8 protein-coding genes are annotated in these 13,745 nt (G+C 44.9%); 4 read left to right on the top strand and 4 right to left on the bottom strand.

Going from position 1 to position 13,745, the window contains the following annotated elements; translation table 11 throughout:
- Positions 1-195: 195 nt before the first annotated feature.
- The 3 genes from FSB84_RS19075 to FSB84_RS19085 are packed head-to-tail and all read left to right on the top strand — an operon-like array spanning position 196 to position 6,519.
- Positions 196-1,560 carry a TlpA family protein disulfide reductase gene (locus FSB84_RS19075; RefSeq protein WP_130539488.1) on the top strand — a complete coding sequence of 455 codons (1,365 nt, stop codon included), beginning with the start codon at positions 196-198 and terminating at the stop codon, positions 1,558-1,560.
- Between the two features lie 58 nt (positions 1,561-1,618).
- A complete protein-coding gene (locus tag FSB84_RS19080) occupies positions 1,619-5,143 on the top strand; it encodes a SusC/RagA family TonB-linked outer membrane protein (protein ID WP_130539489.1) in 3,525 nt (1,174 codons plus the stop codon).
- A 26-nt stretch (positions 5,144-5,169) separates the two neighbouring features.
- Positions 5,170-6,519 carry a RagB/SusD family nutrient uptake outer membrane protein gene (locus tag FSB84_RS19085; RefSeq protein WP_130539490.1) on the top strand — a complete coding sequence of 450 codons (1,350 nt, stop codon included), beginning with the start codon at positions 5,170-5,172 and terminating at the stop codon, positions 6,517-6,519.
- Positions 6,520-6,574: 55 nt separating this feature from the next.
- Here FSB84_RS19085 and FSB84_RS19090 read toward each other — a convergent pair whose 3' ends face one another.
- From FSB84_RS19090 to FSB84_RS19100, 3 genes are all read right to left on the bottom strand, one after another.
- Complete coding sequence (locus FSB84_RS19090) at positions 6,575-6,955, bottom strand: hypothetical protein (protein ID WP_130539491.1); 381 nt, start codon at positions 6,953-6,955, stop codon at positions 6,575-6,577.
- A 198-nt stretch (positions 6,956-7,153) separates the two neighbouring features.
- Entirely contained in the window at positions 7,154-7,627 is a 474-nt protein-coding gene (locus FSB84_RS19095; protein WP_130539492.1) for a MauE/DoxX family redox-associated membrane protein, read from the bottom strand.
- A gap of 279 nt (positions 7,628-7,906) precedes the next feature.
- A complete protein-coding gene (locus FSB84_RS19100; RefSeq protein WP_130539493.1) occupies positions 7,907-10,285 on the bottom strand; it encodes an ABC transporter permease in 2,379 nt (792 codons plus the stop codon).
- A 349-nt stretch (positions 10,286-10,634) separates the two neighbouring features.
- Here FSB84_RS19100 and FSB84_RS19105 point away from each other — a divergent pair, with 349 nt between their 5' ends.
- Positions 10,635-12,221, top strand: a complete 1,587-nt coding sequence (locus FSB84_RS19105; RefSeq protein WP_130539494.1) for an ABC-F family ATP-binding cassette domain-containing protein — start codon at positions 10,635-10,637, stop codon at positions 12,219-12,221.
- Here FSB84_RS19105 and FSB84_RS19110 read toward each other — a convergent pair.
- Positions 12,216-13,736 (bottom strand): ATP-binding cassette domain-containing protein, encoded by a 1,521-nt coding sequence (locus FSB84_RS19110; RefSeq protein ID WP_225979825.1) that lies wholly within the window; start codon positions 13,734-13,736, stop codon positions 12,216-12,218. The two genes, FSB84_RS19105 and FSB84_RS19110, sit on opposite strands and share 6 nt — an antisense overlap.
- Positions 13,737-13,745: the final 9 nt, after the last annotated feature.

Consider the following 13,745-nt stretch of genomic DNA (forward strand, 5'->3'; position numbering starts at 1 on the left):
TGTTTATCAAAGGGAATATTGTTGATCTTCCTGCCAGCAAACCATTGGACTTTATCCGGAAAATTCGCTACAGGAGCTTTGTATCACTTCCTCCAATATCCAATTATACCTTCTTCTATTTCCTGGGTTTGCTAATCTTCCTGTCTTTTTGCTTGTCTTTTTACTGTTATTGGATTCATCAAACTACTACCCATCATGAGAACGATTATTCTTATATCGTTAGTTGCTGCATTCATACAATTGAGTGCAAATGCACAAACCAGCAGCAATCCATTTGCCGATATGGAAAAAAGGAATGTGCAAACCTATACCGTAGGTGATAAAGTTCCGGTGCTGGAATTCAGGAACCTGGTTAATTACCCTAAAGCACATACGAAGTCTGATGACCCTGATCTCAAAGGGAAGATCATCATCCTTGATTTTTGGGAAAGAGGCTGCAGCGCTTGCGTACGGGCCTTTCCGAAATTGGAAAAATTGCAGGAGAAGTATAAAGATAGGTTGCAGGTGATTACGGTCACATCGCAAAGCCCGGAGGAGGATGTGCTTGGGTATTTGAAAAAACTTTCCATTACAAAAGATGTGAAACTGCCGATTGTGATCAGAGATGAAATGCTGCACAAGCAGTTCCCTTATGAATTCATTTCCCATGTAGTATGGATCGGTGCAGACAGGACGGTGAAAGCCATTACAGGAACAGAACATTTTACGGAAGAGAACGTACTGGAAATGCTGAACAAGGAAACGGTGGATTGGCCAGTAAAAATAGATATCATCGGCTTCGATCCTAATAAACCTTTTTTCGATTTTGCCAATGAAAATGTAAAGTCGCCCTCATTGAAATTGTTTTCAGCTTTCACTGGTCCGGTACCGGGAGTTGAGCCGCTTGCAAGGATTGCAAATGATTCAGTGAGCCAGGTAAAAGTGATCAATGCCTTCAATACGCCATTATTGGATCTGTGCAAGGCTTCGATCAAAGGAGAGATCACTGGTGATTGGGATATGAAGGAAGTGAAGTTTGAAGGGGCCGATCTTGCAAGGTATGATTACAGAAATACCAATGGCAATAACTGGGTGGCGAAAGGTGTGTCTACGAATATTTTTACTTATACTGCTACAGTTCCGCTTTCTTACAATGAGGAACAAATCAGACAATATATCAGGAAGGACCTGAGCCGCTGGTTGGAAGCGGCGCTTGGAATAAGGGTTAGAAGGGATACGCTGCAGGTGCCAACCCTGGTGATAATTAAGAAAGATGAAACGAATCCATTTGTAGTACAGGAGAATGAGAACAGATTTGAAATCAGGGAAGCGGGTGAAAAGGGATATCAGTTTGTCAATTTCAGTCTGGCTGATCTGGTGAACCATTTCAATGCAACAGATGAAAAATATTATATGGCAGATGAGTCGGGAGTAAATGTGCATGCCCGGGCCACCATGGAATTGCCGGTAAGTGCTCATACAGATGTTGCTGATTTGAAGAAGGCGTTAGCCCGGTATGGACTGGATATAATAGAAACTACCCAAGCCAGGCTAATGTATGTGATTACTGAGGAGAAATAATAGTAAAGTGACTGACTAACTAAAAAGCTCTGATTAACCAACCAACAAAAAAAATGTCATGAAAAGAATTGTACTCTTTTTCATCTTTGTTGTTCTTCTTCAATTTATTTACTCCACTGGTTATGGTCAAAAACCTGTCTCTCTCGAAGCGAAGGAAGAAAACCTGGTGACTGTATTGCGTAGTATTCAATCTCAATCAGGATACAGTATCATATGGGTTGACAAACAAATGCAAATTGCCAATAAGGTTACCATCTCCCTGAAGGCGGTATCAATACAGGATGCATTGGCAAAAATATTCGCCAATCAACCTCTATCATATATTATCGAAGAAGACGGTAAGCGGGTGATCATTCAGGCAAAGAAGAAAAATGCAAAACAGGATCAGCAAGGGGGCCGTACTGTAGATATAAAAGGTAAAGTGGTAAACAGGCAGGGGGAACCCATTGCCGGCGCCACTATTTCAGAGCAGGGCGCAGATCGTTATACTGCAAGTGTTGCGGATGGAACTTTCATATTAAGGGATGTTGATGAAAATGCAATGCTGCTGATCAGTAGTATCGGTTATGAAACGAAAACTGTAAAGGCAGGAGGCTCAGGCAGTCTCCGGGTTGAATTGACAGTTGCTGCAATGCAGATGCAGGAAGTTACGATCGTTAATACGGGTTACCAGCAGATCGGTAGGGAGAGGTCAACCGGCTCTTATGAGTTTATCAAAAAAGATGACCTGAACAGGCAGGTTGGTACCAATATCCTGAACAGGCTGGAAGGCGTAAGCAGCAGCATTTTATTCGACAGAAGAAACTTATCTCCCGGCCAGAATACCATCAGCCAGAATAATCTTATTATCAGGGGGCTCAGCACTTTGTCGGAGGGCATGAAAGCACCATTGGTGGTAGTGAACAATTTTCCTTATGAAGGTGATATCAATAATATCAATCCTTCTGATGTAGAAAATATCACTATTCTGAAGGATGCTGCGGCGGCTTCCATCTGGGGCGCCAAAGCCGCAAACGGTGTGATCGTTATTACTACAAAAAAGGGACAATTCAATCAGCCGGTGCGAGCCAGCTTCTCGGCTAACGCCAATACATATGAGAAGCCTGATCTTAACTATTATCCCCAGATGCCTGTAGCTGATTTTGTGGAGGTGGAAAAGTACTTGTTCGACCAGGGGTTTTATAATGGAATACTGAACAGCCCTGTAGCGCCGGCTGTTAGCCCGGTTGTGGAGATATTGAATAACAAAAGAGCAGGTATTACAAATCCTGCTGAAGCGGATCGTTTGATCGAAGCATTGAAAAAAGAAGATGTACGGAATGAATTTGAAAAGTATATCTACCGTCAACCAGTGCTTCAACAATATGCTCTCAATTTGAGCGGTGGTACGGAGAAAGTCAGGTACCTGATAACAGGAGGTCTGGATCAAAGCCCCGGCGTATTGAAAGGTGATCAAATGAGGAGGATCACATTCAGAACTGATAATACGTTTGTATTAACAGACAAACTGGATTTGCAATTAGGTGTTGCCTATGCAAATACCAAAACAGAAAATAATAGCATGGGAGAATACGGAGACGAGAATTACAACTACAGGGGAGGTGCAATGTTCATTTATCCCTATGCCCGTTTTGTTGGAGACGATGGTAATCAACTCACCTTTCCGAAAAACTACCGGGAAGGTTATACCGATACTGCAGGGAATGGCCAGTTGCTCGATTGGAAATACCGGCCATTGGATGAGCTGGAACTGAACCCGAGGACGATCAACACCCAGGATATTACCGCTAATCTTGAAGCCAAATTCAAGATTAATAGAAATATCAATCTTACTTTTCGTTACCAATACGAGCAAAGCAATATAGATAGCCGCTCACTCAATAAGGCAGAATCTTACTTTTCAAGAAATACCGTGAACCTGTTCACGGAGATCATAGATGGCCAGGTGATCAGAAGAGTGCCGGAAGGAGGGATATTGCGTTTATTCAATCAAAAGCTCGTTGCCCAATCTGCGAATATCCAGGCGAATTTCAATAAGACATGGGCGCAAAAGCACAATTTGTTCGCCATTGCTGGTGGTGAGATCCGGAATGCTGTGATGAACCAGAACAATTCCATTACTTACGGATATCTCGAATCAAATTCATCAGTTGCCAATGTAGATTATGTTACACCATTTCCCCGTTACGGCAATAGGGGCGAGGCACAGATCCCTCCAGGTTATTCGATCAACAAGTTGACGGACCGGTTTGTGTCTCTTCTCGCAAATGCTGCCTACACCTACGATGGAAGATATATTTTGTCGGCAAGTTTCAGGAGGGATGCCTCCAATCTTTTTGGTGTCAGCACCAACAATAAATGGAAACCATTCTGGTCTGTAGGTGGAAGCTGGAATTTATCGAAAGAGAATTTCTATGATTTCGATCTCCTGCCTTTTCTACAATTCAATGCTACTTACGGTGTGCAGGGTAACGCGAACAATACCATTTCTCCCTATACCATCATTCAGTTCGAGGGAGCACAATACAGTATCATCAACCAGCCATATGCGAATATCAATACACCAGGGAATCCTGAATTGAGTTGGGAAAAAACGAGACAACTTAATCTGCGTTTGGAATTTCAATCGGCAGGGAATAAGTTGACAGGACGTTTTGAGATGTACCGAAAGAATTCTATCGATCTGATCTATAATTCCACTATCGACCCAACAAACGGCATCGGTTCTGTAGCAAGGAACAGCGCCAGTATGTTGACCAAAGGGTTTGAAGCAGAACTAAATTACAAAGCCCTGGACCGGGAAGTGAAATGGGTGATGGGGCTTTCTCTGAACACAATACAGAATAAAGTAACAGATTATTTGCTGGAAGATAAAGACAGAAGCCTCAGTGGTATCATAAATTCCTCCGGAGCGGGTATTATACCCGTCAGAGGCTTGCAGCCATATTCCATACTGAGTTTTCCATTTGCAGGATTGGATCCGCAGACCGGAAATCCCAGGGGTTGGCTGGGAAAAGAGATCAGCAGCAACTATTTTGAAATCAACCGTCAATCAATCGATACTGGTTCGATGGTTCGGCATGGTTCGGCTATTCCAACAGTATTTGGGAATTTTCGTCATACCATCAGCTACAAAAACATTTCCCTTCATTTTTCAATTGCATACAGGCTTGGTTATTATTTCAGGAAAAGAGCGATCAGTTATAATGAGCTAGTTTCTTCCGGACTTGGACAGGTGGATTATGTCAATAGATGGCAAAAGCCCGGAGATGAGACCATGACTACTGTTCCTTCCTTTCTTTACCCTGATGACAGTTATGGCGCCAGGGACCTTTTTTATGCGCAATCATCTGTGAACGTTTTGAAAGGAGATAATATTCAACTGCAGAATGTAAACCTGCAGTATACGCTTGGGAAAAACAAGCTGCCTTTCAAATTCATGCGGTCATTCAGTGTTTTTGTTGCAGCCAATAACCTGGGCTATATCTGGAGAGCGAATGATCAAAAACTGGATCCGGATGTTCCATTTGCTTTTTATCCAAGACTAAGAAGTTATGCAGCCGGAGCAACAGTGGAATTTTAAATGCTATCAACTTTGAATTATTTTGTATGGGTATCTATAAAAATATTTACACTATTTGTTTATTCACGATCCTCTTCACGTCTTGTGAAAAATACCTGGATGCCAAATCTGATGCAAGATTGTCTATTCCTTCCACGATAGAAGATTTACAGGGTATCCTGGATAATTATAGCATGATGAACCGCTCTTCCGATCTGTTGAACAATATGACGGATGAGTATTACCTGCGAAGAACAGATTGGGAAGCGGAATGGCAATTGAATAAAGACAGTTATGTGTGGGATCCGCAGACCAATTACTACAGTGATGAGAATGATTGGGACAAACTTTATCAACGGATCTTTTACGCCAATACGGTGCTGGATAATCTGGAAAAAGCTACAGGAAGTCAGGAGAAGCTCAATCAAATAAAAGGAGCCGCATTATGCTTCAGGGCAATTTATTATTATCAATTGTTACATTTATACGCTCCTCCCTATTTATCTGTTACAGGTGAAAACAAATCCGGAGTGGTGATCAAACTTACATCTGATTTCAATCAGCCGATCATTCGTTCGTCTGTGCAGGATAGTTATGACCAGATGTTTAAAGACCTGGAAGCAGCTGTTAAACTGTTGCCGGATCGGGCTGCATATAAAACGAGGCCTTCGAAGGCTGCTGCGTACAGCTATCTTGCCAAAGGTTATCTTGATCTGCATAATTTTGAAAAGGTCAAAGAGTTTGCCAATGCCGCCTTGTTACTGTATGATACCGTAGTTGACTACAATCAGGTGGCTCCGGCATTCAATCCATTTGAGCGGTTCTTTCCTGAAACGGTCTTTTATTTGTACACCGTCAATGCATTGAATAGCTACGATTGGATCGCGATGGTGGATTCTACACTTTACAAATCATATGAAGACGATGATCTGAGAAAGCTATTGTATTTCCAGGATGCGCAGGGAAATGGTACTGTTGCCTTTGAAGGTGCTTATACTGGTAACCCCAATCAATTATTCAATGGAATTGCAACAGACGAGCTTTTCCTGCTCAGGGCTGAAGCCAATGCAAGATTGAACAATATCAGCGATGCTATGGCTGATCTGAATTTCCTGCTGTCCAGGAGATATGCTGCAGGCAGTTTTGTACCGTTGGTGGCGAACACAAAGGAGGAGGCTATCAATATGATATTGTTGGAAAGAAGGAAAGAATTGTTGAACAGGGGAGTCCGCTGGACTGATCTGCGCAGGTTGAACCAGGAATCCCCATATGCTGCAACCATCAGGAGGGTACTGGATGGGGATGTATTTTCATTACAGCCCAATGATCCAAGATATGCGCTTTTGATACCTGCCAAAGTAATCCAGCTTTCAAATTTGAATCAAAATCCGCGATGAACAAAAAAGCGGACTACTGCCTGGATGGCAATAGCCCGCAATTTATCAGAGCCTGTTATGATCTTTCTTCATAGATGTTCAGTTGTGCGTCGGCCTGATTGTCGGAAATAATACCGTCAGAATCTGTATCCAGTTGATTTACCCTGATTGTGAAATCTGCGTTGTTCACTACACCGTCACCATTCAGGTCAGTTACACGAAGCCAGCAAACTTCAGCTGCGCCTGCGCATGCTCCATCAGCTGGTGCACCAGGACGAGTGGTTTGAGTTGTGTACTGAGACACAATTTTTTCCTGAGCTGGAGTGCCTGCTGCACTAAACACATAATAAAGGACCGTTTGTTTTTTATCTTCAACGGGTTTCACTTCTCTTTTTGTGAAAGCGCTGAATCCGATTGCCAGAACTACGGCGAATGCGCCGAACAGGTACTTTTTCATATTTATCAAGATTAATGGTTTTGTGCTTACTCTTTTAATGGTTTTCAGCATCCCCATTCGTCGTTGTCCAGTGAGTATCCGACGATGACACTTTGAACTGCAGGGCTGGCACGCATGCCGCAGTGGTCCGCCCGGTTGCGCTGACCGGACAGCTTGTTGTACAACAATATCTTTTTTTGTAGAATTCTTTTCGAATGCTCAGGCTATTGCGTTTGCATGGCCGGGTATTGCCGGCTTCGGTTTCAGTGGCCGTCGCATCAGCCAGATGCCGGTTGCAGACAGGCCTGTAAAGAAAATATTAAAGTAAAGGTGCTGGGGCCATGTCATATTCTGCAGCACACCGCCGCAGGAGCATGGCCTGCCTGGAACAAACAGTAACATGTATGCGATGTAAATAGTAAAGAAGGTCATGGTGATGAAAGATAGCCAGAATCCTTTCAGTCGCTGTTTTGGAATGAAAAGCAACAATGAAATGAATAATTCAAAAACCGGTAAGGCTATCGCTATGAAATCTACCCGGCTTTCGCCAACAAGGGGAGATTGTTTGAGGAAGTATTTGAAATCTTCAAACCCCATTAATTTACTCACTGCTGTATAGGTAAAGAGCAGGATCAGGAGGGTAGAAATGATTTCAACGAATGTTTTTCGCTGCGTCACCACAAGGGCTTTCATGGTCCAAAATGTTTAATGGTTTCAGATGCTTAATTCTTTCCTGTATCCGGCAAACATGCTGGATACCATTTCCAATGGTTTAAAGAATGGTTGTTCGCCATATGGAAGATGGCGTCTCGGGGTGACGTTGATTGGTGACGTTTTGGGGGATCTCTGGCTCGGAGCCGGGGTTGGGCGAAGCTGGTTGATGGCTTCTGATTACATATACAAATTTAGAGGGAGTCTTACTTTTGTTGTTATGAATTCGGGAGTAATAATTTTGTTGATTAGACTACTGCACTATTCCGATCTCAGGCTTTGAACAGGATTGGTCAACGCTGCCTGAATGGCCTTGAAACAGATGGTGATAAAGGCTATAAGAAAAGTGATCGATGCCGCCAGCACAAAAACCCACCAGTTAAGACTTGTTTTGTACGCGAAATTGTTCAGCCAGTTATTCATAGCCCAATAACCTGCCGGCAGTGCGATACAAGTGGAGATCATCACTGGTTTCAAAAGATCTTTCGTAAGCAATACCACAATTCCCTGTACGGATGAGCCCAGTACTTTTCTTACGCCGATTTCTTTGAAACGTTTGATGGCAGTGAATGAAGCAAGACCAAAAAGACCGAGGCAGGCAACAAAGATTGCCATGCCGGCAAAGCCTGTCAGGATGGTTTGCTGACTGATATCTTTTTTATACATGCGATCGAATTGCTGGTCCAGGAAGCTATACTGGAATGGATATGCGGAAGCTGCTTTCTTATATGCTTTTTCTACCGCTGCCACTGCTTCGCTAATGTTACCGGGATTGAGCCTGACCACGGCCACTCTTTTATCTTCCCTGGGAGCGATCACCAATGGCTCGATATCGCTTTTAAGGGATTGGAAATTGAAATCTTCCACAACGCCAATGATACTGCGTTTATCAGTGTCGTGCAATGTGTTCTCGATCCATTTACCTACGGCCTGATCGGGGCTCCAGCCGAGCTTTGCAGCTGCTGTCCGGTTGATCAGTACGGCCTTCATGGTATCGGTGGGAAACGTGGGTGAGAAATCCCGGCCGGCAATGATCTTCAGTCCGAGTGTTTTTACAAATTCAAAATCTGTGAATTCAGTCCTTGCATACCATCTTTCTGAATGACCTTCCACATCAAACACATGACCATCGAAGAAACCGCCCGGTTCACCAGACATCATGGCAACGGAATGGATCCTGCTTTCTGCCTGCAATTCGCTCTTGAAAGCAAGCATGTTCCGGTAAATATCATCATTATCGATCTTCACCAGTATCGTTTGTTCCTGGTGGTAACCCAGTTGTTTGTTACGGATATAGTTCATTTGTTTGGTGATCACAAATGAACCGATGATCAGGAAAACAGAAATACTGAACTGCACAACTACCAGTGCCTGTCTGAAACTGGCTCCGCTTTTGCCCAGCCTCAGCCTGCCTTTCAGCGCCTGGTGAGGAGAAAATGCAGACAGGATGAAGGCGGGATAACTGCCTGCCAATAGTCCGGCTACCAATATAACACCTGCCAGGAAAAGATAGATGGGCCATGTACTCCAGGATACCGTCAGCGTATAACCGAGCAACTGATTATACCATGGCAATATGATGAGCAATAATCCAAGTGAAAGTATGCAGGAGATGATCGTCAGCAGAACAGATTCGCCGATGAACTGCCATATGATATTGGTCCTCATGGCGCCTAAAACTTTTCGCAGTCCAACTTCCTTGCTGCGTTCAGTGGCCCGGATGGTAGAGAGGTTAATGAAATTGATACAGGCGATCAGTAAAATAAGTATTGCGATGGAAAGAAAAATGTACACAACGGTCTTATCACCGTGCCTTACTCCATCGAATGACTGGTTGGCGAAATAAACATCCTTAAGGGGCAGGAGGCTCAGGGAAAACCTGAATCCGTATTTCTTCATATCGCTGCCCATATATTTTGTCATGAAGGCGGGCAGTTGTTGCTCTATCCGGGCCTGCGTTACAGACGGGGCAAGCCGTACGTAAGTGTACAGTGCGTTGTTCATCCAGGTGGTCATCCAGCTCATGGACCTGTAATTGTCCAGGGGCAATACCATATCGAATTCTAAATGCGAATTGGAAGGGAGGTCTTTTGCAATTCCTGTAACGGTTAGAGGTAGCTGCTTATCGAGCATAATCGTTTTCCCGATTACATTTTCCGTGCTGCCAAAATATTTCCTGGCAGTGGATTCCGTGAGCACCACGCTATTGGGGTTTTTCAGCACAGTATTGGGATCGCCGGCCAGCAGCCGGTAAGAGAAGAACTGAAAGAAATTTGAATCCGCAGCGATCACGCCCTTTTCGTGAAACGACTGGCTGCCGATGGTCACCAGGTTGTTGTTCTGGCTCACACGTACCATTTCTTCCACCTGTCCGGTAAATTCATTCGCTATTGCCGGGCCGTACATTCCGGACAAATAGGCCACATGTTTTACCGAGCCTTCATTTTTGAAGCCCCGCATCACCCGGTAGATCCTGCTGCCATCCTTATGAAAATTGTCAAAGCTGAATTCATTGATGATGAAAAGGAAGATCATCATACAAACCGTTATACCGATGGTGAGCCCCTGGATATTGATGAAAGAGAAAGCTTTGTTCTTGTTGAGATTCCTCCAGGCAGTGATAAAATAATTCTTGAACATGTGCGCTGTTAAAAGGTTTATGAATCAGGCCGGAACACGGGTGCTTTTCCTGCTCATCATTGCCCAACAAATATGCCATTGCACAATTGATTGTTTCATAGTCCGCTATAGCCGTGGGCGGAATGCAGTCCTGTTCAGAAATGGACAATTATGTACGGATTTGTTACACTTTTCCATTTGTACGAAATAGGGGAGCGGTTAAAAAATTGTTTTGTTTTAACAAAGTTCCCCGTAATTTTGTGCCTCCTATAATTGAAAATCTTCATGTAGAATTTAATTTCTTTCAGCAAATCAGACAGGTATCCGGCTTACGGGCCATCTCCATTTTTCACTCCTGAAGAAAGAAATTATGTTATCCTTACAGCAGGTCGCTTATGCGCATCCCAACAAGGATGTGTTGTTCAGCAATATTCAATTCAATATCGGCGCTCATCAGAAACTGGCATTGATCGGCAACAACGGAGCCGGGAAATCAACAATGCTGCGCATTATGGCAGGACTGCTGATTGCCACGGAAGGTAATGTGGTGGCCGATTCCAGACCATACTATATGCCGCAGGTATTCGGGCAGTTCAATCATCTTTCTGTTGCCGCTGCGCTGCAGATAGATAATAAACTGAAAGCATTGCAGGAGATCCTGGCGGGGCAGGTCACAGAGACTAATCTCAGCATACTGGACGACGACTGGTCCATCGAGGAAAGAGCCCGCGAAGCGCTGGCCCAATGGGGACTTGCATCGCTTCATTTCGATCGATCGCTGGCAACGCTCAGCGGTGGTCAAAAAACAAAGGTCTTCCTCGCAGGCATCCCTATCCATCAACCGGAGATCATCCTGCTGGATGAGCCCAGCAATCACCTGGACCTGCAGTCGAGGCAGCAATTGTATGAGCTCATCAGAAACAGCAGAAGCACGATAGTAGTAGTGAGCCACGACAGAACCCTGTTGAACCTGCTGGATGCAGTAGCCGAGCTTGGCAAACGCGGCATCACGCAATACGGTGGCAATTATGATTTCTACCTGGAACAAAAGGAACTGGAAGCAGGCGCACTGGCGCAGGATGTAAAGAGCAAAGAGAAGGCTTTACGAAAAGCGAAAGAAGTGGAAAGGGAAAGTCTCGAACGTCAGCAGAAACTGGATGCGCGAGGCAAAAAGAAACAGGAAAAAGCAGGACTGCCCACAATTTCCATGAACACGCTCAGGAACAATGCCGAAAAAAGTACTGCTCGTATCAAATCCGTTCATGATGAAAAAACAGGAAATATTTCGCAGGAACTGAATGTGCTCAGAAAAGAATTGCCGGACAAAGACAAAATGAAGATCGGCTTCGATCATTCTGGTTTGCACAAAGGGAAGATCCTGGTAACGGTAAATAATATAAACCTGCAATACGATACAAAACCACTCTGGCCTTCACCACTGAGCTTCCAGATCAATAGTGGTGAAAGGATTGTGATTACCGGAGCCAACGGTTCAGGCAAAACATCTTTGGTGAAACTGATCCTCGGGCAGATGGAGCCCATCCCGGGAGCCATTTCCAGGGCCATGAGCAATACCTTGTATGTAGACCAGGATTATTCGTTGATTGATGACCGTTTGAAAGTATATGAGCAGGCAGAACTGTTCAATCACTCTGCCCTGCAGGAGCACGAGATCAAGATAAGGCTCACCAGGTTCCTGTTTACGCAGGAGTACTGGGACAAGCCCTGTGCAACACTCAGTGGCGGTGAGAAAATGCGGCTGATGCTATGCTGCCTGACCATCAGTGGCGAAGCGCCGGACCTGATCGTACTGGACGAACCGACCAATAACCTGGATATTCAGAACATTGCCATCCTTACTTCTGCTATCAACGAGTATGAAGGAACGCTTCTGGTGGTGTCTCACGATGCTTATTTTCTCAAGGAGATAAATGTGGAGCGGAATATCGCTTTATGAGTAACTAATGCTGGCTTCACCCTTGTTCAATGATAAATGTTTATCGATACACTCCGGCCATTCCTGCTGATAATGGCTGACATAAAGCAGGGTAGTACCGGATAACAAACAGATCTCGTTTACTGATTGACGAAAGCGGGCTGTAGTGATCTCGTCCAGTCCCTGGCAGGGTTCGTCCAAAATCAAAACCGGCGGATTCTTGATGAGGGCGCGCGCCAGCAATGCGAGACGCTGTTCTCCTGCGGAGAGCATATTCAGCAGTCTGTGTGCTTTTTTGTCCAGCTCAAATAATTTCAGCCATTGCATCACCAGCGCTTCGGTTTCCGTGCTCAGTTGCCTGAACAATCCGATGGTATCGAAGAGCCCGCTTGCCACGGCCTGGAAAGTGGTTGCCAGCGGATCGAAATGCAGGTGCAGCTCCGGCGAAACATAGCCGATCCTTTTCTTGATATCCCAGATGCTTTCTCCGCTGCCCCTCCTTCTGTCGAACAAATATATTTCGTTCGCATAGGCGCGGGGGTTATCTCCTGTGAGCAGGCTCAGTAAGGTGGACTTACCGGCGCCATTCGGCCCGGCTACACTCCAGTGCTCTCCCTTTCTTACTTCCCAGTTGATATTTTTCAGGATATGTTTTTCTTCATAGCTCACATTCACATTCTTCATCCTGATGGCGAATTCGAATTCCGCTTTCACAGGTTGTACCAGTGAGCGCAGCAGTTCCGGAGAGAAGGAGGGAAGCAACTGCTGTACTGGTGGAATATATTCTGTCTTCGGCAGAGCCGACACCAGGCTGCCCATGGCGAGTGTTGCTACATGCGTGATGCAGGCTGGCATCTCATGTGGCGTAGTGATCAGCAGGAATGGTACTTTTTGTTCACTGAGCCTGGTTAAGATCTCCGTAAGGATGAAGCGGCCATTTGTATCGAGCCCGAGAAATGGATTGTCGAGAATGAGTAAAGATGGTTTTTGCAACAATGCTTTCGCTATCTGTAATCTTTTATTCTCACCGTTGCTGAGTTGAATGAGCGGTTCATGAAGGATTGGCTGCAATTGCAATATGGAAATAATATCTGCAACATGCGGTTCGGTAATATTATCTCCAAGAGCTTCAGCGGCCGTGATGGTATCTTCCGCATCGAAAGAATTGTAACGCTGCTGATAATACAGGTCGTTTGTATTGTTGCGCGCTTTGAACTTGTGTTGTTGTTCCACCAGCACGATCTGGTGATGATAAGTTTCCGGCGTGCCGAAGGCAGCCCGGATATGCCCGCTGAAGAAGTGGTGCCCGGCGATGGTTTTGGCGAGAACGGTCTTGCCGCTTCCTGAATCTCCTGTAAGCGCCCATTGCTCACCGTTATGGATGCTGAGGGTAATGCCGGATAACACCTGCTGAGCGCCGAGCTTAACGGATACATCGCTCAGTTGTAGGATGGGGGACTGCTGCATATTGCAATCTACAAACAGATAGGCATAAAAAAAGAAAAACAGCGCGATGCACTGTTTTCCTTTTTGCAAAGAGGAAAA

Origin of the sequence: Pseudobacter ginsenosidimutans (assembly GCF_007970185.1) — a bacterium.
Classification (GTDB): domain Bacteria; phylum Bacteroidota; class Bacteroidia; order Chitinophagales; family Chitinophagaceae; genus Pseudobacter; species Pseudobacter ginsenosidimutans.

Coding starts and splice junctions, on each gene's coding strand:
- FSB84_RS19075 (WP_130539488.1), top strand. CDS start 196: ATGAGAACGATTATTCTTATATCGTTAGTTGCTGCATTCATACAATTG.
- FSB84_RS19080 (WP_130539489.1), top strand. CDS start 1,619: ATGAAAAGAATTGTACTCTTTTTCATCTTTGTTGTTCTTCTTCAATTT.
- FSB84_RS19085 (WP_130539490.1), top strand. CDS start 5,170: ATGGGTATCTATAAAAATATTTACACTATTTGTTTATTCACGATCCTC.
- FSB84_RS19090 (WP_130539491.1), bottom strand. CDS start 6,955: ATGAAAAAGTACCTGTTCGGCGCATTCGCCGTAGTTCTGGCAATCGGA.
- FSB84_RS19095 (WP_130539492.1), bottom strand. CDS start 7,627: ATGAAAGCCCTTGTGGTGACGCAGCGAAAAACATTCGTTGAAATCATT.
- FSB84_RS19100 (WP_130539493.1), bottom strand. CDS start 10,285: ATGTTCAAGAATTATTTTATCACTGCCTGGAGGAATCTCAACAAGAAC.
- FSB84_RS19105 (WP_130539494.1), top strand. CDS start 10,635: ATGTTATCCTTACAGCAGGTCGCTTATGCGCATCCCAACAAGGATGTG.